Source organism: Citrobacter sp. RHBSTW-01013, from assembly GCF_013781985.1.
Lineage (GTDB): Bacteria > Pseudomonadota > Gammaproteobacteria > Enterobacterales > Enterobacteriaceae > Citrobacter > Citrobacter braakii.
Genome location: NZ_CP056185.1, coordinates 4,032,225 through 4,051,569, shown reverse-complemented (window position 1 = coordinate 4,051,569; position 19,345 = coordinate 4,032,225). Strand labels below are relative to the sequence as shown.

Sequence of the window (19,345 nt, the reverse complement as noted above, 5' to 3'; positions counted from 1 at the left end):
GCCTTTAATCAGGGATAAAGTTTTATGAACGCAGCGTTATGGATCAGTAAAACCGGCCTGTCGGCGCAGGATGCTGAGATGAGTGCGATTGCCAACAACATCGCCAACGTCAACACCACGGGCTTTAAGCGTGACCGCGTGATGTTCCAGGATCTGTTTTATCAGACTCAGGAAGCGCCGGGCGCCATGCTCGATCAAAACAACATCATGCCGACCGGAATGCAGTTCGGTAGCGGTGTGCGCATCGTTGGAACCCAAAAAACCTTCACCGAAGGGAATGTGGAAACCACCGACAATGCGATGAACGTGGCCATCATGGGGCAGGGGTTCTGGCAGGTGCAAAAGGCCAACGGGGATATTGCGTATACCCGTGACGGCAATATGCAGATTAACGCCGACGGCGTGCTAACCAACGCCCAGGGCTTGCCGCTGCAACCGGAAATTGATGTTCCCGCTGGCGCGACCAACGTGGCATTTGGCGAAGATGGCACCGTGACGGCGATCCTGCCCGGCGACAGCGATCCGACCGAACTGGGGCAACTAACGCTGGTGAACTTCGCCAACCCGGCGGGCCTTTCAGCCGAAGGCGACAACCTGTATCTGGAAACGGCAGCCAGCGGTCAACCGACGGAAGGTATTCCGGGGGAAGATGGTCTGGGCACCTTGCAGGACAGCGCGTTGGAAGGCTCGAATGTGGATATTGTCAACGAAATGGTGGCGATGATTAACGTGCAGCGCGCCTATGAGATGAACGCCAAAATGGTCTCTGCGGCAGACGATATGCTGCAGTTTATTAGTCAGACGCTGTAATTCAAGAATGTGAAATGCCGGATAGCGGTTTCGCCTTATCCGGCAAATTTAAAGTAAACAGGCAGAACGTGAAAAATTATCTCTGGCTGGTGGTACTGCTGCCCCTGTTAAGCGGGTGCGAATCGCAGGCCCTCCTGGTCAAAAAAAATGACGAATTCTTTGCTCCTCCCAAAACCGAGTTGCCGCCAACGGCGGATGGTCGCGCGGGAGGAGTGTTCGAAACGGGTTACAAGTGGTCGCTGACGGCAGACCGCCGCGCCTATCGGGTGGGCGACATCCTGACTGTGATGCTGGAAGAATCCACCCAGTCGAGCAAACAGGCGAAAACCAATTTCGGCAAGAACAATACCGTTGATATCGGTGCACCGACTCTTTTTGGACATACCAAAGATAATCTTTCCGCTTCCGTGGACGCCAATCGCGACTTCAACGGGACGGCGACCTCGCAGCAGCAAAACAGTTTGCGTGGCGAAATTACGGTGTCGGTGCACTCGGTACAGTCGAACGGCATTCTGGAAATTCGTGGTGAAAAATGGCTCACCCTCAACCAGGGGGATGAGTACATTCGCCTGAGTGGTCTGGTACGTGCCGATGATATTCAAAACGACAACTCCGTCTCATCGCAGCGCATTGCCGATGCGCGTATCTCCTATGCGGGCCGTGGCGCATTGAGCGATGCCAATGCGGCGGGCTGGCTGACGCGTCTGTTTAACCATCCTCTCTTCCCGATCTAATGCAGGATTTTAATATGCAACACATAAGCGGGCGCTGGATGAAGGCGTTAAACGGCATCGTTATCGCCCTGAGCCTGGTGCTGCCCGGCACTACGCAGGCGCAATCTCTGGAGTCGCTGGTCAACGTCCAGGGGATCAGGGAAAACCAACTTGTTGGCTACAGCCTGGTGGTGGGGCTGGACGGAACCGGGGATAAAAACCAGGTCAAATTCACGAACCAAACTATTACCAACATGCTGCGCCAGTTCGGGGTACAACTGCCGGGTAAAATCGATCCGAAGGTGAAAAACGTCGCGGCGGTAGCGGTCAGCGCGATGCTGCCGCCAATGTACTCGCGTGGGCAGACCATTGATGTCACGGTCTCGTCGATTGGCGATGCCAAAAGCCTGCGCGGCGGTACGTTATTGCTCACCCAGCTACACGGCGCAGATGGGGAGGTTTATGCCCTCGCACAAGGGAGCGTGGTGGTGGGCGGGATGAACGCGACCGGGGCTAGCGGCTCCAGCGTGACCGTGAATACCCCCACTGCCGGACTGATACCGAATGGCGCGTCAGTCGAACGTGAAATTCCCAGCGATTTCCAGATGGGTGACACCATTACGCTTAATCTGAAACGTCCCTCCTTTAAAGATGCCAATAATATTGCGGCGGCGATCAACGCCTCGTTTGGCGGCATTGCTACGGCACAAAGCTCGACCAACGTCAGCGTTCGTGCGCCAACCAGCCCAGGGGCGCGCGTTGCCTTTATGTCTCAGTTAGATGACGTCCAGGTTCAGGCAGAAAAAGTACGCGCCCGCGTGGTGTTTAACTCGCGTACCGGCACGGTGGTGATGGGGGATGGCATTGCCCTGCACGCGGCGGCGGTATCGCATGGCAGCCTGACGGTTTCCATCAATGAAAGCAGCAACGTCAGCCAGCCGAATGCCTTTGCCGGCGGTCGTACGGCGGTGACGCCGCAGAGCAATATTTCGGTGAATCACGCCCGACCGGGGATGATTACGCTGCCTGAATCCAGCAGCCTGAAAACGCTGGTTAATGCGCTCAACAGTCTCGGGGCCACGCCGGACGACATTATGTCCATTTTACAGGCCCTGCATGAAGCCGGGGCACTGGATGCCGATCTGGAGGTCATTTAATGGCCGACATCAAAGTGAATCATAGCGGGGGCATTGACGGTAGCGATGCGTTAATGGGCCCGAAAATTAAAGATAACGATTTGCAGAAAGCCGCCCAGCAGTTTGAAGCCATTTTCTTACGCAACATGCTGAAAGAAATGCGTAAAACCAATGAGATCTTCGACTCCAAAGATAACCCGTTTAACAGCGACTCGGTGCGCATGATGCAGGGGTTTTACGACGATCAGTTATGTAACAGCCTGGCCCAGCAGCACGGTATTGGGATTGCGGCGATGATCGTTAAACAGCTCTCCCCGCATCACAAAGGATAAAGGTTGCGCGGCGGCTTAAGAACTGAGGTTTTTTCGCCGCTTTTAATCGGCAAGGTTGTTAACGACAGACCGGGGAACTGACCGGCGAGGACTCTTTGATGGACATGATTAACATTGGCTACAGCGGCGCATCAACTGCGCAGGTGGAGCTTAACGTAACGGCGCAAAACACGGCGAACGCCATGACCGACGGTTATACCCGGCAGGTGGCCGTCACCAGTACTATTGGCGCCAGCTCAGGCTCGGCGAACAGTGCGGGTAACGGTGTGCAGGTGGACAGTATTCGCCGGGTATCCAACCAGTATCAGGTGAACCAGGTCTGGTATGCCGCCAGCGATTACGGCTATTACAACACCCAGCAGACGTATTTAACTCAACTGGAAACCGTGCTCAGTGATGATAACAGCAGCCTGAGCGGCGGCTTTGACAACTTTTTTGCCGCGCTAAACGCAGCCACCACCAGCCCGGATGACTCTGCTCTGCGTGAGCAGGTGATCAGCGAGTCCGGCGCGCTGGCGCTGCGCGTGGATAACACCCTTGATTATATCGATTCGCAAAGCAGTGAAATCGTTAGTCAGGAGCAGGCGATGGTGGCGCAGGTGAATACGCTTACCAGCGGTATTGCCAGCTATAACCAGCAGATCACTGAAGCCGAAGCCAACGGGGATAACGCGTCTGCGCTCTACGATGCGCGCGACCAGATGGTGGAAGAACTGAGCGGCATCATGGATGTTCAGGTCAATATTGATGATGAAGGTAACTACAACGTCACGCTGCAAAACGGTCAGCCGTTGGTGAGCGGGCAAGAGAGTTCCACCCTCGAACTGGAAACCAACGCCGACGGCACGCAGAGCATGTCGCTGACGTTCGCCGGAACCACGTCATCCATGAACACTGATACCGGCGGCTCGCTGGGCGCGCTGTTTGATTATCAGAATGAGGTACTGACGCCATTGACGGGGACGATTAACAGCATGGCAGAGCAGTTTGCCGATGCGGTTAATACCCAACTGGCGCAGGGCTACGACCTGAACGGAAATCCCGGCGAGCCGCTGTTTATTTATGACGAAAACTCATCGGATGGCCCGCTGGAAGTGAACCCCGATATCACCGCCGATGAGCTGGCGTTTTCCAGTTCGCCGGATGAAAGCGGCAACAGCGATAACCTGCAGGCGCTGATCAACCTCTCAACCGAACCGTTAGATATCGAGGGGCTTGGTAGCGTAACCGTAGGCGAAGCCTGTTCATCAATCATCAGTAACATCGGTATTTACAGCCAGCAAAACCAGACGGAAGCGCAAGCGGCGGCGAACGTGTACTCCGAAGCACAGAACCAGCAGAGCAGCGTCAGCGGCGTCAGCATGGATGAAGAAGCGGTGAACCTCATTACCTACCAGCAAATTTACGAGGCCAACCTCAAAGTTATCTCAACGGGCGCAGATATTTTCGACTCTGTGCTGGAAATGTGTAGTTAATCTGGAGGGCTATTATCATGCGCGTGTCTACCCAACAATCCTATGTGTCTATGACGCAGAGTTTTAACGACCTTTCCAGCGATCTTTCCCACGTTGTCACGCAGATGGCGACAGGGAAAAGTATTCTGCTGCCGTCAGACGATCCTATCGCTGCGACACGAATCACCCAGCTTAACCGCCAGCAATCGGCTCTCGATCAGTATCAAACTAATATTGATTCCGCCTCGGCGGGGATGAGCCAGCAGGAGTCTATTCTGGATGGCGTGAATAACGATCTGTTAGCGATCCGCGACGATCTGCTGGAGGCCGCCAACGGCACCAACACCGCCGAGTCGTTATCCAGCCTGGGGCAGGATATTCAGTCGATGACCGAAGCGATGGTCTCGGCGCTGAATTATCAGGATGAAGACGGTCACTATGTGTTTGGCGGGACGGTGAACGATCAACCGCCCATTGTCGCGGTAGATGAGGACGGTGACGGGGTGACTGACAGTTATACCTATCAGGGTAACGACGATCATCGCCAGACCACGGTGTCCAATGGCGTTGAGGTTGATACCAATGTGGCAGTCAGCGATTTCTTCGGCGATAGCCTCGACGTTCTGAACACTCTGACGTCGTTGTCGAAAGAATTACAGGATCCGTCGGTTGACCCTGCCGATCCACAGGTGCAAAGCGATATTCAAAATGCCATTGATACGGTGGATGTGGCCTCAGACGCGCTCAACGCTTCTATAGCCACCATTGGTGAAACGCAGAATACGATGAGCATGCTGAGCAGTGCTCAGACGGATATCACTACCTCCAACGATCAGCTTATCAGTCAGTTGAGCGATCTGGATTATGGCCCAGCCTCCATTACCTTTACCGGTCTGGAAATGGCGATGGAAGCCACCTTAAAAACCTACTCCAAAGTGAGTGAGTTAAACCTTTTCAGTGTGATTTAACAGTTAGCAGTAGCTCAGGAATAGTATGCAGGTCGGTTTAAATACAACATCACTCTCCGGTAGCGGAGCGCTTAATCCTTCTGTGCAGCAGCATACCGTTGCGCAGAATGCCCCTGTCCGTCAAAAGTTACCCGCAACGGCGAGTGATTACCCGGCCTCACCCCTTATTACTACCCGGCCTCAGCGCTACAGCGTGCAGCTTAACGATCAGCTCACCACGCTGCAGCAAGCTGACCACTACCTGGGTCAACTGGAGCAGCATTTGCTGGACTTTCGTCACGCCTCTCGCCGCGGCGGACAGGCGCTGCAGCAGAAGGGGGCAGAACTTACCCAGTGGCTGGAAAAACGGCCAGCATTGTCCGGTGATGCGGTCGACAGGCAGTTGCGTCCGGTTTTACAGGGCGAGGCACGCGTCACTTTTCACTCGCCTGAACTGGTGCAGATGCTGCAAAAAAACGCGATAAGTTCACGCATGTTCAGTGTTTCTGACGGGAGGCAGACGCAGCACTCTGCGGTGGTGGTAGGCGAGGACCTGGATCCTGGTCAATACAAAATGATGATGAGCAACGCGCTGCGCCGTGTCGGTGTACAGGTGCACGATCAGCAGGGGGCGCTGAGCTTTTCCACGACGGAGAAGCAATGGCAGCAGATCCAACAAACCCTGAGCGTACGCGATGTTGACGCGAAGTCCTCGGCGTTTACTCTGCTAAAGACATTTGCCGATCCCTCTCGTTCAGATGAGCTTCTGCAACATATCGCGCAGGGCAGTTCCCGCACTCAGGATGGGTTACAGCAGGCGCTGGATGCGATTGGCGATCAGCGCGCGCAAATGGCCGCGCAGCAGGAGAAGGCCCGGCAGCTGATTGACGGTATGGCGCGTTTTCCACAGGCAGAAAGTGCGGTTAAAGCATCTGAATCACTGGGCGGGGTACTGGATCATGCTAATCACAACTATCAGGTTTTAGCCCAGGCGGTCAACGGACAAGCCCGGCTTTCCAGCCAGACTGTCCGTAGCTTATTAAGTTAATTCTGCTGACAAGATGTTGTCGAAAAGGTAAATGCCGAGGGGTCTGTGATTAACAGGCCTCCTACATCCTGAGTGAAGAGCAAATTTTGCTGCGGGTTTAAATGAATCCACCACGTATGAAGGTTATGCTCAACAATAAAGGAACTGAAATTGGATAAGCGGAGATCGTTATTATCCGCTTTCGCATCGCTAAAATGAAGCTCACCTTGTTGAGATGATTCTGTAGAACGATTAAGGCAAGTGGAGATCTCGAATACTGAAGGAACCTGGTTATTATGTTCCAAAGGGATGAGCGTAAGGGCCGTATCCTTGTGTTGTGGGCTCAGAATAAGTTGGTAATGTGCATTCCTTCCGGCGTTAAGATCATAATAGGCAATAACCGTGTGCTCAATGTGGGCATGGGCCAGAAAACTAAAAAATAGGGAGGAAATAGCCAGGATATAAAAAGCGTAATTATTTGCATTTTGGCATTTCATTTAACATTTTCTCCACTTCTTTAATTAAAATACCATTCATTTCGTTATCTTTATTTAGCCAGTTATCAAAGCTTAGTGCTAACTGCCAGCTATCATTGCATTGATTGCTCATCACAATATCAAGTGCGAGTTTGTTCAACGAGACCCGATAATAAAGGGTCATCGAGGCGCTATGCGCGACCAACAGTTGATTGATTTGCTCTATACCAGGAAGAATATGTTTTGAAACAAGCGATAACGATTTCTTATTCTCACCTGGATCGTAAAGTTGATAGACCGTAATACGGTTGGCATTTTCAAGCATTTCTTTAACCAGTTGTGGAGTTTCTTCCGTTTTAGTGGCTGATGGTGCTTTAAAATAAGAGATCAGTGCAAACAGCGACAGAGCGACAACGATAACGGGCAAGGTAATCAGAACAGCCCGATAAGGATGATGTTTGGTTGCCAGTTTTTTCTTGCTGGCTTCATGTAATGAACTGTTATTTAAAGTTATTTTTTCTGTTGTTGTTGATGGCAGTTGCTCCTCAGACGCGAGGATTTCAACTACCTCAGCATTCTCTTCGGTTACCTCACTGGCGCTGTCATCAACCTTATTTTCACTAGGAGCAATGATTTCAGTTAGATAGAGTTTATTAAACAAATACCCTTTTTTTGGTATGGTTTTTATAATTTCTTGTTGTTTACCATCATCATCAATAGCGACGCGCAGGGCGTGAACGGCTGTCGGCAGACTATTTCCACCGACGATGCGATTCTTCCAGACAGCGGTCATTAAAAATGAACGAGATAAAACAACATCGGCATTTTTAGCTAATGTCTCTAACAGAATAAAATGGTATTCGCCCAGGCGACGTATCTCACCTGTTTCACAGTGGATTAACGCATTAAGCGAAGAGTCCATCCGCCAATTGTTGACTACAATACTCATGGTTTATTATACCCGCGCAAGATTTTTATATCCCTGGTGTCACACCGTTAAAAATCAGTGCATTAAAATTCTGGAGAAATTGAGATGTCTTCTGCCTGAGAAACAGCAGGTAAATCGGTGTTGAGTGTTTTTTATGCTGTGCAAAAGAGGATTGGAAATGTAGCGAAAGTGTCTGAGACTCACAATATAAAAATACAGGGCATTTGCAACCAAATGTAAAATAAAGTTATAACCAGGCGCTTTAAAACATTTTTATCTAAGTATAATCTTATTTTTATCATAAGGTTAACATAGCAGGTGCGTAATCGATCGGGTCGTTATTAGATATTTCTAATAATCTTTTAATTAAATCTTGATTGAGATCTTCCTTATGTAGTGATTGTTTTGGTGAGGAGCACGGAAAGCTAAAATAGAGGTGAGAGACGTTTTATCTCTCGCGTTAACGATGTTGTGCAAGGCGTAAAAAATTTTTCTGCAGCGCTTTAAGTTTTCCGAAGGGGTGGTCGTTTTTACAGAGTATCGAAACGAAAACGATTATTCCCAAGGAGCAGTACCATGTTATCGATTAATACTAATACCGCATCAATGTCCGCTGTTAACGCTATCAACAAAAGCAGCGCATCACTGTCTACTTCTATGGAACGTCTGGCGACAGGTAACCGTATTAACTCTTCTGCAGATGATGCTGCGGGCAAACAGATTGCCAACCGTCTGACTGCGCAGTCCAGTGGTATGGGCGTTGCGCTGAGCAACATTCAGGACGCGACTGCGATGCTGCAAACTGCAGACAGCATGTTTGACGAAATGACCGACGTACTGGGCCGTATGAAAGACCTGTCCACTCAGGCAGCGAACGGAACCTACAGCGACGAAGATTTGCAGGCGATGCAGGACGAATACGACGAACTGGGTCAGCAGATGTCCGATATGCTGCAGAACACCACTTACGGCGGCACCAACCTGTTCGGTGTTTCCGGTACCAGCAACACCGGCAAAGACGGTCTGTTCCAGGGGGCGGTAACCTTCCAGGTTGGTGCTGAATCTTCTGACACCATGACCGTTGATATCTCCAGCCAACTGGACTCTCTGGTTACCGATTTAAACAGCGTTAGCAACTCTTTCGAAGCTGATCAGTTAGATGCGACCGGTACTGCAGGCATTTCCGGTGGTACTGAGCTGACCGCTTCTGGTTCTGCAAACCAGATGATCACTACTATCCAGACTGCAATGGACGACGTGTCTAAGATCCAGTCCAAACTGGGTGCATCTATCAACCGTCTGAACGATACCGCCGCTAACCTGACCAGCATGCAGGACAACACTGAAGTGGCGATCGGTAACATTATGGATACCGACTACGCGACGGAAGCGTCCAACATGACCCAGCAACAGGTGCTGATGCAAACCGGCATCACCATGCTGAAGCAGTCCAACAGCATGTCCAGCATGGTTTCCAGCCTGCTGCAGTAATTCCTGACTTAACGTCATTTCCAACACCGCCACCCGGCGGTGTTGTGCTTTCAGCGACCTGGCTTTTACCTGGAAACCTTCCTGGGGAAGGGAAAAATCATTTCCGCCATTAAGTTAACTTACTGAATTTTAATTATAAAAATTATTGGCATGTATTTTGCTTTTACATAAATAACGTTGCACGGAGTCATTGATCATGAGCTATACGAGTCCGATCCAAAAATTAGCACAACAATTTGCCTACGCCGATATTGCCACCCAGGCGACGAATCTGCAGAACCAACAGAACGAGTTGAATGCTGAGAGCAGCGGTCTGGACTCGCTAAGTACCGCGCTGACTGATTTTCAGACGGCAATCGATGCGCTGAACAGCGACACCGACGGCCCACTGACGTTTTCCGCCACCACAAATAATGAGTCGAATACGGTGTCGGCTAACTCGCAGGCACAGGCGGGGACCTATTCATTTTATGTTTCGCAGTTAGCTCAGGGGCAACAAACCACGTTCAGCATGAGCGACGATACTTACGCCGCGACGGGTTCATTTGAGATAACCATGGATGACGGCACAACCATGGATATTGACCTGTCTACGGTCGATGAGGATGGCGATAACTGTGTTGATGCCAGTGAACTGGTTGATGCGATTAATAACTCGGACGATAACCCAGGCGTGTCGGCGGCATTGGTTAAGACCGACGGCACGACCACCATCATGCTGACCTCTGATACCACCGGTGAGCAAAGCGGTTTTTCGGTGAGCGTTTCGGGTAACACCGATCTGGCTACGGCGGAATCCTCCAGTGAACAACAGATAACGCAAGCGCAGGACGCCATTATTCACCTCGGTAACGAGGATGGCCCTGCGATCACCAGCAGCACCAATACCTTTGACGATGTGATCCCCGGCGTGACGATGACTTTTTCTGAGGTTAGCGATCCTGATGATCCTAACGATGTGACCACTTTTACCGTCGCGGAAGACTCCAGCGGATCGCAGGCCAAAGTACAGACCTTTGTTGATGCCTACAACACCTTGGTCGACACCATCGATTCACTGACCAGCTACGGCGATGACGACACAGCGTCCGGGGTTTTTGCGGGGGACGCCGGGATGAATTCGCTGGCAAATCAGATGGATGATATTGCTCACGCGTCTTACGGTGGCGTGTCGATTGTTGATTATGGCATCACGCTGGATTCCGACGGTCACTTACAAATTGACTCCACTCAGTTCAGCGAAGCAATGGAAGAAAACCCGGACGGTTTGACCGCTATTTTTGTCGGGGAGGACAGCATGGTCGCGCAGATGGACGACCTGATGGAAAGCTATCTGGATTCCAGCAACGGCATCATCGCCCTGCGCCAGGAAAACATTGATGACCAGCAGAGCAAAATTCAGGACGAAAGCGATCAGCTGACTGAAACCTATAACACCAACTACGAGCGCTATGTGGAAGAGTACACCAATACGCTGGTGGAAACGTACACCATGAAAATGAGTATGGCCGCGTTTATGTAACCGGCTGATTTAAGAGAAGGATTGAGAATCAACATGTACGACACGCAGGATGGTTATTCGCAATACAAAGAGATGGATCTTGCTGCGCGTACCGCAGCAGCATCGCCATTAGAGCTGGTGCTGGTGCTGTTTTCGGGGCTGATGGACGAGCTGGAACGCGCCAAAAGCCACATTGAGAACAAACGCTATGAGCGCAAGGCGCAAAGCATCAACAAATGCATCGATATTCTCAACGCCTTAACCAGCTCGCTGGAGTTTGAAACGGGCGGCGAGTTGGTGGTGAATTTGTCCCGGCTGTATGACCACTGCGTCTACCGCCTGTATGAAGCCAGCGGCGAATTGTCGCTGGAAAAAATTGATGAAGTGATCCTCATCCTGACCAATCTACGCACAGGCTGGGAAGGTCTGTCGGCAAAGCTGGGATAAGACGATGGAAAGAGAGCGTCAGCAACAGCAGCTTTATGCCCTGGTAAAAGAGATGAACGAGGCGCTGGATCGAAAGCGTTGGCGCCGATTACCCGGCCTGCATCAGCAGGTGATGCGCGTTTTTCATGATTATGCCGCCTGGGAAACCGATGCCACCGCGTTGCGAGAGGTCAAAGACACCCTGCATGCGGCGTTTGAGGTGCTGATTGCCCGACGAACGCAGCGTGCGGAAGAACTCAAAGCGCGCATGGATCAACATCAGCAAAATCAGGAAGGAATGTTGGCGTACTCAATGGTTAATTTAATTTCGGAGAAGGCATGAATCCTGTATTACTGGCCTCGGCCAGTGCGTTGGCAGAGGCCACACCGGAAAAGGCGGCTATTTCGGCCCCAACAACGTCAACGAGCGGCAGCACGTTTTCTTTACCGCAGGCCGGGCTTAACGCGGTGACTGAACGTTTGATCGGCGCAAAAATAAACCAACAGCAGGCGTCGTTGCCTGAGCATCAACGCGATGATGCAGATCCTGCGGCCATGCAGGCATTGCTGGCGATGTTACTGGCGCAACCGGCACAGCCGTTAACGCCTGCGGCGGCGCAGAAGCAGCCTGACGGTGAGATGCTGAAAATGCTGACGCAGGCGCAAACTACGGGGACGGGGTCTGCGCTTTTGCGTCAACTGGCGAGCGCGATGGCCGGGCAAGGAAAACAATCCATGCCGTCGGCTGAGCAGCACGCCACGGATTTATCGTCACTGTCGCCAAAGCTGCAAACGTTACTGGCATCGATCACCGAGAATTTGCCCCAGGCAACCCCGGATCAGCAGGCCAAACTGGCGACATTCTCCGCCCAGGATCTGCGAGCGATCGCGCCTGAACCTGTCTCGCTTTCGACCTCACAGCAAATTTCCGCCCGGGTGAAGTCAGCGGATCACGCCGTTCCTCGCCCGATGGCGGTGAGAAAAACGGATAGCGTAACGGTTAACCCATCGCTTGCGTCGCAAAGTTTGCTCAATACGGCGGCGCAGGGAACTCAGCCGGTAAATGCCCTGAGCGACCACAACGTGGTGTCGACGCAAGTTTCCGCGCCTACCACGCTGTCAACAGAGGAGCTCGGCGAGAAGCTCACCGCGCTGCTCAAAGACAGAATTCAGTTCCAGTTGGGTCAGCAACAGCAGGTGTCGACCATTCGTCTAGACCCGCCATCGCTGGGCAAACTGGAAATTGCCGTGCAGCTGGACGCAGGAAAGCTGATGGTGCACATCGGCGCAAATCAGAGCGATGTCTGCCGCTCGTTGCAGCAATTTAGCGAGAACTTACGCCAGCACCTCACGGCGCAGAACTTCATGGAAGTGAATGTTCAGGTCTCTTCCGAGGGACAATCGCAGCAGCAACAACAGCAGTCAGGTCATCAACAGGACGAGGTGACGTCGGCGCTAACGCTTAACGACGAACCTCAATTTCAACAGAACGAATCCGTTCTGATCAAAGTGTAAAAGCAAGATGAAGAAAATTGTTATTGCGTGTGTGATCAGCTCTGTCGTTGCTCTGGGTATTGCTGGTGGGGCTGGATGGGGTATTTATCATTTTATGAATAAAGGTGCGACAGCTAAGGCAGCAAAACCTGCTGAGATACCCGAAGAAAATCAGGATGAGAGCAGCAGCATATTTGTCTCTCTGCCGGAAACGGTGGTTACGCTTCATGATAGTGAAGGGACAGACCGATACATGGTGGCAGAGCTGGTAATGGTCGTTGATTCAGAGAAAGACGCTGAAAAAATTAAGAAAGACGAACCGCTCTATCAAAGTATTACGGTAGATGAACTTTCGAATATGAAATATGAAGAGATTCGGGCGCTGAAGATCTCCGATATCAGAAAGAAAGTTTTTGAAAATCTGAAAATTGAATTAGCGAAACGCAAAATGGCGACACCGTATAAGGACATATTGGTGAAAAAAGTCGTGTTTCAATAAGCGACAAGCCAGGAAATAACATGATCCAGGATGCTTACGAGTCAGAAGATTTTAATGCGACGCCCGTGCTAACGCCAAAGCAAGAGAGCCATTATTTACAGGCTTATCTTCCTTTGGTGCGCAAAGTGGTGCGTCAACTTGCGCCGCAATGTACCTGCGTTATGGACAGGCAGGATATGGAGCAAACGGCGCTGATGGGATTGCTGAATGCGATTCGCCGCTATGGTCAACCGGATGAGGGCTTTGCCGGTTATGCCGTCCATCGTATCCGCGGAGCCATACTCGATGAGCTGCGCAGCCTCGACTGGCGGCCTCGTCAGCTACGACAAAAATACCATCAGATTAAAGATTTGATTCGTGATGCGCGTACTCAGCTCGGGCATGAACCCTCATGGGAAGAGCTTTCCCGGTTGGGTTTGTCGTCTGAAGATTATCAGGAATATCAACAGCTGGAAGGTGCCGAGTCGCTGGCCAGCCTGGATGAATTACTGAATGGCGATATACCGATTGCGCCGCTCGAAGGGCGGGGGCTTGAAGAACAATTCGTCACGCAGGAAATGCTGGGTTATGCCCTGAGCCAACTCAGCGAAAAGGAGGGACTGGTGCTCTCAATGTATTACCAGCACGATATGAATTTAAAAGAAATCGCGCTGGTATTAGGGCTGACTGAAGCTCGAATTTGTCAAATGAATAAAAAAATCACGCACAAGATTCGTGATTGTTTATATCCAGATTAACAATTCCGAATCAACATGCGGAGGACGTAATGCAAAAGATTTTTGGTTTATTGGTGGTTTTAGGCTGCGTATTTGGTGGCTACTTTGAGGCTGGCGGACAGTTAATTGCTATCTGGCAGCCGGCAGAAATTATTATTATCTTGGGGGCCGGTCTGGGGGCGATGATTATCGGTAACCCAATGCATGTGCTTAAAGAGATTGCTCACCAGATCAAAGGCGTGGTCAGCAAAAAGAAAATGGGGCCGGAGTTCCAGCGTCAGTTGCTGATGTGCCTGTATGAACTGCTGGAAATGGTGCAAAACGGCGGTCTGCGTATGTTGGATCAGCATATCGAACAGCCGGAAGAGAGTACCATTTTCCAGAAATACCCGCTGGTACTGACCCAGAAACGACTGGTGACCTTTATCGCCGATAATTTCCGTCTGATGGCGATGGGGAAAATTGATGCCCACGAGCTGGAAGGGATCCTCGATCAGGAACTGGATACCGCGGAAGAATCGCTGTTAACCCCTTCGCGCTCCCTGCAGCGTACCGCCGAGGCGATGCCTGGCTTCGGCATTTGCGCGGCGGTGCTGGGTATCATCATCACCATGCAGTCAATTGATGGTTCCATTGCGCTTATCGGCCTGAAAGTGGCGGCGGCGCTGGTGGGGACATTCTTAGGGGTCTTCATCTGTTATTGCGTGATGGATCCGCTGGCAAACGCCATGGAACAGCAGGCGCGGGCGGAACATTCGCTACTCGAATGTGTACGTACCGTGCTGGTGGCGCAGGCGGGCGGTAAGCCGACGCTGCTGGCGGTTGATGCGGGACGTAAACTTCTTCATCTGGCTTCCAAACCCACATTCGCTAATCTGGATGCGTGGGTGAATGCGATGCTGGAGCAAGAATAAGCATGAGGAAGGGGCCAAATCGTCGCGATCGCGGCGCGAAAACCACCATTATCCGCCGACAAATCAAAAAGAATCATGCAGGTCATCATGGGGGAGCGTGGAAGGTGGCATTTGCTGACTTTACGCTGGCGATGATGGCGTTGTTTATGACGTTGTGGATTGTGAACAGCGTCAGTAAAGCTGACCGCGAAAATATCGTGGCGGCGCTGCATGGTCAGTCAATCTTTAACGGTGGCGGTATGGCGCCGTTAAATAAGCTGGGCAAGCAGCCGATAGCGCCGGGAGCGCAGAAGAAAAACGTCACGCGCAACAAACTCGATAAAACCGTCAACCCGCAGGAGACGGCGAAAATTACGGAAGAGAACGCGAAAAAGGCGCTGGATGTGAATGAAAAAGCGGTGCTGCTGAAACAAAAATCAGCCCGCGAATTGGGCGAACTGGCGACCGACATTAACGTTATCGCCCGCAATGCGCATATGGAAACTAACCTCGAGATGGAGATTGTTCCTCAGGGGCTGCGCGTACTGATTAAAGATGACCAGAATCGCAATATGTTTGAGCGCGGTAGCGCCAGGATTATGCCGTTCTTTAAATCGCTGCTGGTTGAACTGACTCCCGTGTTTGACTCGCTGGATAACAAGATAATCATCACCGGGCATACAGACGCGATGAGCTATAAGAGTAACATTTACAACAACTGGAACCTCTCCGGCGACCGCGCTTTGTCGGCGCGACGCGTGCTGGAGGATGCCGGAATGCCGCAGAATAAAGTCATGCAGGTCAGCGCGATGGCGGACCAAATGCTGCTGGATGCGAAAAACCCGGAAAGTGCCGGGAACCGTCGTATTGAGATCATGGTGCTGACGCAAAGCGCTTCCGATACGTTGTATCAATATTTTGGCCAGCAGGGAGAGAAGGTTGTGCAACCGCTGGTTGATAAGCTGGACAAGCAAAAGCAGGTGACTTCTTTACGTCAACAATCTGCTCCCGTCACTCATTAATTCTGTTCCCGTCCCCCACGCAACGTGGGGGCAATTTATTCCTCAGGAAGGCAATGTGATAGATGTAACCCATATTATTCCATTGGAGATTCATACTGATAACGTCACCGATGTAGCCTGTCAGGGGGCGCATTTCGACAAGGTCTCAGGTATCTGGTACACCGAACCCCACGAGCTAAACGGGGCGCTTCGTGACTATGTCTACGACACCGACAATTTTAATATTGTCGCGCCGTACTATCTGGTGATTACCTCGAAGATGCACTGCTGGAGCTGCCACCAAATTACCCGCATCCATGGCGTGATGTTTACCCGCTTTATTAAGAAAAATCAGGATGGTCAGGGCTGGCAGTCGGTCAGGCGTAACAGCTTTTTGTTCCACATTAATTCTCTGCCTGAAGAGATAAAAAAGAACATCAAAGCCAGCAATTACTACCTCGATAAAAGTAAAACCACCGGGCTACGTTACTGGATGAATCACTGTGAAATTTGTGGTGAACGTCTAGGCGACTACGAACTTTTCTGCGTTGAAAATGATGCCTTCCGCCTGATGACAATCGAAAAACTGCTGCGGGCAAATGTTCGCAAAGTGAATAAACTGTTTGTCAGTACGGCGGGTAATCCCGCAGAACATACGAAAAAGGATATTGTGCGTTACCTGTGCGATGCCCGCTTCGTCATGAATGGTCCGGCGTAAGGAATAATCATACTTCTCACACTATAAAAATACTGTATACTTAAACAGTGTTGTGGGAGGCGAGTGATGCGCAAAATCATACATGTTGATATGGACTGCTTTTTCGCAGCGGTGGAAATGCGCGATAACCCCGCTCTGCGTGACATCCCTATTGCCATCGGCGGCAGCCGGGAGCGCCGGGGGGTTATCAGTACAGCCAATTACCCGGCGCGCAAATTTGGCGTGCGTAGCGCGATGCCAACGGGAATGGCGTTAAAGCTATGCCCGCATCTTACCTTATTACCCGGTCGCTACGAGGCCTACAAAGAAGCCTCCCGCCAGATTCAGGCGATTTTCTCCCGCTATACCTCGCTGATTGAACCCCTGTCGCTGGATGAAGCCTATCTGGATGTAACCGACAGCACCTACTGCCACGGTTCTGCCACGCTGATCGCCCAGGAGATCCGCCAGACGATTTTTAACGAGCTGCAGCTAACCGCTTCTGCCGGGATTGCGCCGGTTAAATTTCTGGCAAAAATAGCCTCCGATCTCAACAAGCCCAACGGGCAATATGTGATTACCCCTGCCGATGTTCCTGAATTTCTCAAAACGTTACCGCTCGGCAAAATTCCCGGCGTCGGCAAAGTCTCCGCCGCGAAGCTGGAATCAATGGGATTGCGTACCTGCGAGGATGTTCAAAAATACGACCTGGCAATGCTGCTCAAACGTTTTGGTAAGTTTGGTCGCGTGCTGTGGGAGCGAAGCCAGGGCATTGACGAGCGGGACGTTAACAATGACAGACTGCGCAAATCCGTCGGCGTGGAGCGCACGCTGGCGGAAGATATTCATGAGTGGTCAGAATGCGAGGCGATTATTGAGCGGCTTTATCCCGAACTGGAACGGCGTCTGGCCAAGGTAAAGCCGGATCTCCTTATCGCTCGCCAGGGGATAAAACTCAAGTTTAATGATTTTCAGCAGACCACGCAGGAGCACGTCTGGCCGCGCTTAAATAAAGATGACTTAATTGCGACGGCGCGTAAAACCTGGGAAGAACGTCGGGGAGGGCGAGGCGTGAGGCTGGTGGGATTACACGTCACGCTGCTGGATCCCCAACTGGAAAGACAGCTGCTGTTGGGGCTGTGACTCTGATGGATTGCCGGATAAGCGCAGCGCTATCCGGCATTTAGCGCAGAATCTTACTTCGCCGGAATCGACTTCAGCAGTTCAGTCAGCAGCGTCCAGTAGTGACCAACGCTTTCGATATGAACCTGCTCATCCGGGGAGTGCGGACCGGTGATGGTTGGCCCGATGGAAACCATGTCCATTTCCGGATACGGTTTCTTGAACAGACCACATTCCAGACCGGCGTGAATGATCTGGATGTTTGGCGTTTTGTTGAACAGACGCTGGTAGGTTTCGCGAACCAGGTGCATAACCGGAGAGTTAGCATCCGGCTGCCAGCCAGGGTATCCGCCTTTGGCCTGGGTTTTCGCGCCAGCCAGTTTACCCAGTGAATCCAGCATGCTTACCACGTAGTCTTTACCGCTGTCGATCAGGGAACGGATCAGGCAGTGAATTTCAACGTTGTCGTCAGTCATGGTTACAACGCCGACGTTCAGGGAGGTTTCAACCACGCCTTTGGCTACGTCGGAGTTGCGGATAACACCGTTCGGGGTGGCGTTCAGCAGACGTACGAAGCTGTCGCGAGACTGAGTGGTCAGCGCGGCTTTGTCGTGAGTCACGGCATCCAGCAGCAGAGCCAGGTTCTTCTCTTTGGCTTCCAGTTCGTTTTTCAGGATTTCCTGGTAGGTGTTGACCAGCGCTTTTAACGCATCAACTTTATCTGCCGCCACGGCGAGGGTGGCAAAGGCTTCACGCGGAATCGCGTTGCGCAGCGTACCGCCGTTGAAATCAACCAGACGCAGATCCAGCTCTTCAGCGTGACCCGCCAGGAAGCGTACCAGCAGCTTGTTAGCGTTACCGAGACCAACGTGGATTTCGCCACCGGAGTGACCGCCTTTCAGGCCTTTCAACGTCAGCTTAAAGCTCTGGAAGCCAGCCGGGATTGCTTCACGGGACAGCGGCAGGTTAGAGGTAAAGTCGATACCGCCTGCGCAACCCATATAGATCTCACCTTCTTCTTCAGAGTCGGTATTGATCAGAATATCTGCCTGCAGCCAGTTAGCCTGCAGACCAAACGCGCCATCCATACCTGCTTCTTCGGTCATGGTCAGCAGCACTTCGAGCGGACCGTGTACCACGTTGTCATCAGCCAGAACGGCCAGTGCGGACGCCATACCGATGCCGTTATCCGCACCCAGCGTGGTGCCACGGGCTTTTACCCATTCGCCGTCAATATAAGGCTGGATAGGATCTTTAGTGAAGTCGTGCACGGTGTCGTTATTTTTCTGCGGGACCATATCCAGGTGCGCTTGCAGAACGACCGGCTTGCGGTTTTCCATTCCTGCGGTAGCGGGTTTGCGAATCAGGATATTACCGACCTGATCGCGCTCGACGTGGAAACCTTTCTCTTGGGCCCAGCTCAGAATGTGTTCAGCGAGCTGCTCTTCATGGTAGGACGGATGAGGAATAGAACAGATTTTGGCAAAAATATCCCACAGCGGTTGCGGGGATAACTGAGACAGTTCAGACACGTTGAGTCTCCTTGGCGATGTCCTACAAAACTTGCTTGCAGGCCACAGGGTTAGCAGAATTAAAAACATCACAAGTCAGGCTTGCGCGATGCGATTGAGAATACCACTTTCTCCGCTGACGGCTAGCATAAAGCATGCAAAAAGAGGCGC

Annotated in this window: 21 protein-coding genes; 18 read left to right on the top strand and 3 right to left on the bottom strand. The window is 51.7% G+C overall.

Translation table 11 applies throughout. From position 1 onward, the window contains the following. Window positions 1-24 precede the first annotated feature (24 nt). The 7 genes from flgG (at window position 25) to HV350_RS19480 (ending at window position 6,440) form a co-directional block, all read left to right on the top strand. Complete coding sequence (gene flgG / locus HV350_RS19510; RefSeq protein WP_019076088.1) at window positions 25-810, top strand: flagellar basal-body rod protein FlgG; 786 nt, start codon at window positions 25-27, stop codon at window positions 808-810. 68 nt (window positions 811-878) lie between these two features. Continuing rightward, window positions 879-1,544 (top strand): flagellar basal body L-ring protein FlgH, encoded by a 666-nt coding sequence (gene flgH, locus HV350_RS19505; RefSeq protein WP_029139421.1) that lies wholly within the window; start codon window positions 879-881, stop codon window positions 1,542-1,544. A 14-nt stretch (window positions 1,545-1,558) separates the two neighbouring features. Next, window positions 1,559-2,680 carry a flagellar basal body P-ring protein FlgI gene (locus tag HV350_RS19500; protein ID WP_016151847.1) on the top strand — a complete coding sequence of 374 codons (1,122 nt, stop codon included), beginning with the start codon at window positions 1,559-1,561 and terminating at the stop codon, window positions 2,678-2,680. 8 nt (window positions 2,681-2,688) lie between these two features. After that, window positions 2,689-2,991, top strand: coding sequence for a rod-binding protein (locus tag HV350_RS19495; protein WP_029139422.1), 303 nt, complete (start codon window positions 2,689-2,691; stop codon window positions 2,989-2,991). Window positions 2,992-3,089: 98 nt separating this feature from the next. Beyond that, window positions 3,090-4,466: a flagellar hook-associated protein FlgK gene (gene flgK / locus HV350_RS19490; RefSeq protein WP_047357628.1), complete on the top strand. Its 1,377-nt coding sequence runs from the start codon at window positions 3,090-3,092 to the stop codon at window positions 4,464-4,466. A 17-nt stretch (window positions 4,467-4,483) separates the two neighbouring features. Continuing rightward, window positions 4,484-5,413, top strand: coding sequence for a flagellar hook-associated protein FlgL (gene flgL, locus HV350_RS19485; RefSeq protein ID WP_019076091.1), 930 nt, complete (start codon window positions 4,484-4,486; stop codon window positions 5,411-5,413). Window positions 5,414-5,438: 25 nt separating this feature from the next. Continuing rightward, a complete protein-coding gene (locus HV350_RS19480; RefSeq protein ID WP_181629162.1) occupies window positions 5,439-6,440 on the top strand; it encodes a flagellar hook-associated protein in 1,002 nt (333 codons plus the stop codon). Here HV350_RS19480 and HV350_RS19475 read toward each other — a convergent pair. Beyond that, entirely contained in the window at window positions 6,437-6,916 is a 480-nt protein-coding gene (locus HV350_RS19475) for a hypothetical protein (RefSeq protein ID WP_016151851.1), read from the bottom strand. The genes HV350_RS19480 and HV350_RS19475 overlap by 4 nt on opposite strands. Next, window positions 6,894-7,844, bottom strand: coding sequence for a winged helix-turn-helix domain-containing protein (locus HV350_RS19470; protein ID WP_181629161.1), 951 nt, complete (start codon window positions 7,842-7,844; stop codon window positions 6,894-6,896). Before HV350_RS19470 ends, HV350_RS19475 begins: the two co-directional genes overlap by 23 nt. Window positions 7,845-8,399: 555 nt before the next feature. Between HV350_RS19470 and lafA the strand changes: the two genes are divergently transcribed. The 11 genes from lafA (at window position 8,400) to dinB (ending at window position 17,684) form a co-directional block, all read left to right on the top strand. Continuing rightward, the gene (gene lafA / locus HV350_RS19465; RefSeq protein WP_181629159.1) at window positions 8,400-9,314 is read left to right on the top strand and encodes a lateral flagellin LafA; all 915 of its coding nucleotides are present in this window, start codon (window positions 8,400-8,402) and stop codon (window positions 9,312-9,314) included. A gap of 196 nt (window positions 9,315-9,510) precedes the next feature. Beyond that, a complete protein-coding gene (fliD, locus tag HV350_RS19460; protein ID WP_049040790.1) occupies window positions 9,511-10,836 on the top strand; it encodes a flagellar filament capping protein FliD in 1,326 nt (441 codons plus the stop codon). Window positions 10,837-10,869: 33 nt separating this feature from the next. Further along, the gene (fliS, locus tag HV350_RS19455; RefSeq protein ID WP_003843794.1) at window positions 10,870-11,262 is read left to right on the top strand and encodes a flagellar export chaperone FliS; all 393 of its coding nucleotides are present in this window, start codon (window positions 10,870-10,872) and stop codon (window positions 11,260-11,262) included. 4 nt (window positions 11,263-11,266) lie between these two features. Next, window positions 11,267-11,584, top strand: a complete 318-nt coding sequence (locus HV350_RS19450; RefSeq protein ID WP_016151855.1) for a hypothetical protein — start codon at window positions 11,267-11,269, stop codon at window positions 11,582-11,584. Continuing rightward, window positions 11,581-12,756 (top strand): flagellar hook-length control protein FliK, encoded by a 1,176-nt coding sequence (locus HV350_RS19445; protein WP_181629157.1) that lies wholly within the window; start codon window positions 11,581-11,583, stop codon window positions 12,754-12,756. Before HV350_RS19450 ends, HV350_RS19445 begins: the two co-directional genes overlap by 4 nt. A 7-nt stretch (window positions 12,757-12,763) precedes the next feature. Next, window positions 12,764-13,234, top strand: a complete 471-nt coding sequence (locus HV350_RS19440; protein WP_047357630.1) for a flagellar basal body-associated FliL family protein — start codon at window positions 12,764-12,766, stop codon at window positions 13,232-13,234. A gap of 20 nt (window positions 13,235-13,254) precedes the next feature. Beyond that, a complete protein-coding gene (locus tag HV350_RS19435; RefSeq protein WP_046275416.1) occupies window positions 13,255-13,971 on the top strand; it encodes a FliA/WhiG family RNA polymerase sigma factor in 717 nt (238 codons plus the stop codon). A 29-nt stretch (window positions 13,972-14,000) separates the two neighbouring features. Then, the gene (gene motA / locus HV350_RS19430) at window positions 14,001-14,864 is read left to right on the top strand and encodes a flagellar motor stator protein MotA (RefSeq protein ID WP_181629156.1); all 864 of its coding nucleotides are present in this window, start codon (window positions 14,001-14,003) and stop codon (window positions 14,862-14,864) included. Between the two features lie 2 nt (window positions 14,865-14,866). Beyond that, on the top strand, window positions 14,867-15,865 hold the full coding sequence (lafU, locus tag HV350_RS19425) for a putative lateral flagellar export/assembly protein LafU (RefSeq protein WP_016151860.1): 999 nt from the start codon (window positions 14,867-14,869) through the stop codon (window positions 15,863-15,865). Between the two features lie 55 nt (window positions 15,866-15,920). Next, complete coding sequence (locus tag HV350_RS19420) at window positions 15,921-16,562, top strand: hypothetical protein (protein WP_016151861.1); 642 nt, start codon at window positions 15,921-15,923, stop codon at window positions 16,560-16,562. Between the two features lie 66 nt (window positions 16,563-16,628). After that, window positions 16,629-17,684 carry a DNA polymerase IV gene (gene dinB, locus HV350_RS19415; protein ID WP_047357632.1) on the top strand — a complete coding sequence of 352 codons (1,056 nt, stop codon included), beginning with the start codon at window positions 16,629-16,631 and terminating at the stop codon, window positions 17,682-17,684. Window positions 17,685-17,737: 53 nt separating this feature from the next. Here the strand turns inward: dinB and pepD are convergent, their stop codons facing one another. Continuing rightward, on the bottom strand, window positions 17,738-19,195 hold the full coding sequence (gene pepD / locus HV350_RS19410) for a cytosol nonspecific dipeptidase (RefSeq protein ID WP_016151863.1): 1,458 nt from the start codon (window positions 19,193-19,195) through the stop codon (window positions 17,738-17,740). Between the last annotated feature and the right edge of the window lie 150 nt (window positions 19,196-19,345).

Excerpts from the sequence above, each read along its gene's own strand:
- flgG (WP_019076088.1), top strand. The coding sequence starts at position 25 with ATGAACGCAGCGTTATGGATCAGTAAAACCGGCCTGTCGGCGCAGGAT.
- HV350_RS19500 (WP_016151847.1), top strand. The coding sequence starts at position 1,559 with ATGCAACACATAAGCGGGCGCTGGATGAAGGCGTTAAACGGCATCGTT.
- flgK (WP_047357628.1), top strand. The coding sequence starts at position 3,090 with ATGGACATGATTAACATTGGCTACAGCGGCGCATCAACTGCGCAGGTG.
- flgL (WP_019076091.1), top strand. The coding sequence starts at position 4,484 with ATGCGCGTGTCTACCCAACAATCCTATGTGTCTATGACGCAGAGTTTT.
- HV350_RS19480 (WP_181629162.1), top strand. The coding sequence starts at position 5,439 with ATGCAGGTCGGTTTAAATACAACATCACTCTCCGGTAGCGGAGCGCTT.
- HV350_RS19475 (WP_016151851.1), bottom strand. The coding sequence starts at position 6,916 with ATGAAATGCCAAAATGCAAATAATTACGCTTTTTATATCCTGGCTATT.
- HV350_RS19470 (WP_181629161.1), bottom strand. The coding sequence starts at position 7,844 with ATGAGTATTGTAGTCAACAATTGGCGGATGGACTCTTCGCTTAATGCG.
- lafA (WP_181629159.1), top strand. The coding sequence starts at position 8,400 with ATGTTATCGATTAATACTAATACCGCATCAATGTCCGCTGTTAACGCT.
- fliD (WP_049040790.1), top strand. The coding sequence starts at position 9,511 with ATGAGCTATACGAGTCCGATCCAAAAATTAGCACAACAATTTGCCTAC.
- fliS (WP_003843794.1), top strand. The coding sequence starts at position 10,870 with ATGTACGACACGCAGGATGGTTATTCGCAATACAAAGAGATGGATCTT.
- HV350_RS19450 (WP_016151855.1), top strand. The coding sequence starts at position 11,267 with ATGGAAAGAGAGCGTCAGCAACAGCAGCTTTATGCCCTGGTAAAAGAG.
- HV350_RS19445 (WP_181629157.1), top strand. The coding sequence starts at position 11,581 with ATGAATCCTGTATTACTGGCCTCGGCCAGTGCGTTGGCAGAGGCCACA.
- HV350_RS19440 (WP_047357630.1), top strand. The coding sequence starts at position 12,764 with ATGAAGAAAATTGTTATTGCGTGTGTGATCAGCTCTGTCGTTGCTCTG.
- HV350_RS19435 (WP_046275416.1), top strand. The coding sequence starts at position 13,255 with ATGATCCAGGATGCTTACGAGTCAGAAGATTTTAATGCGACGCCCGTG.
- motA (WP_181629156.1), top strand. The coding sequence starts at position 14,001 with ATGCAAAAGATTTTTGGTTTATTGGTGGTTTTAGGCTGCGTATTTGGT.
- lafU (WP_016151860.1), top strand. The coding sequence starts at position 14,867 with ATGAGGAAGGGGCCAAATCGTCGCGATCGCGGCGCGAAAACCACCATT.
- dinB (WP_047357632.1), top strand. The coding sequence starts at position 16,629 with ATGCGCAAAATCATACATGTTGATATGGACTGCTTTTTCGCAGCGGTG.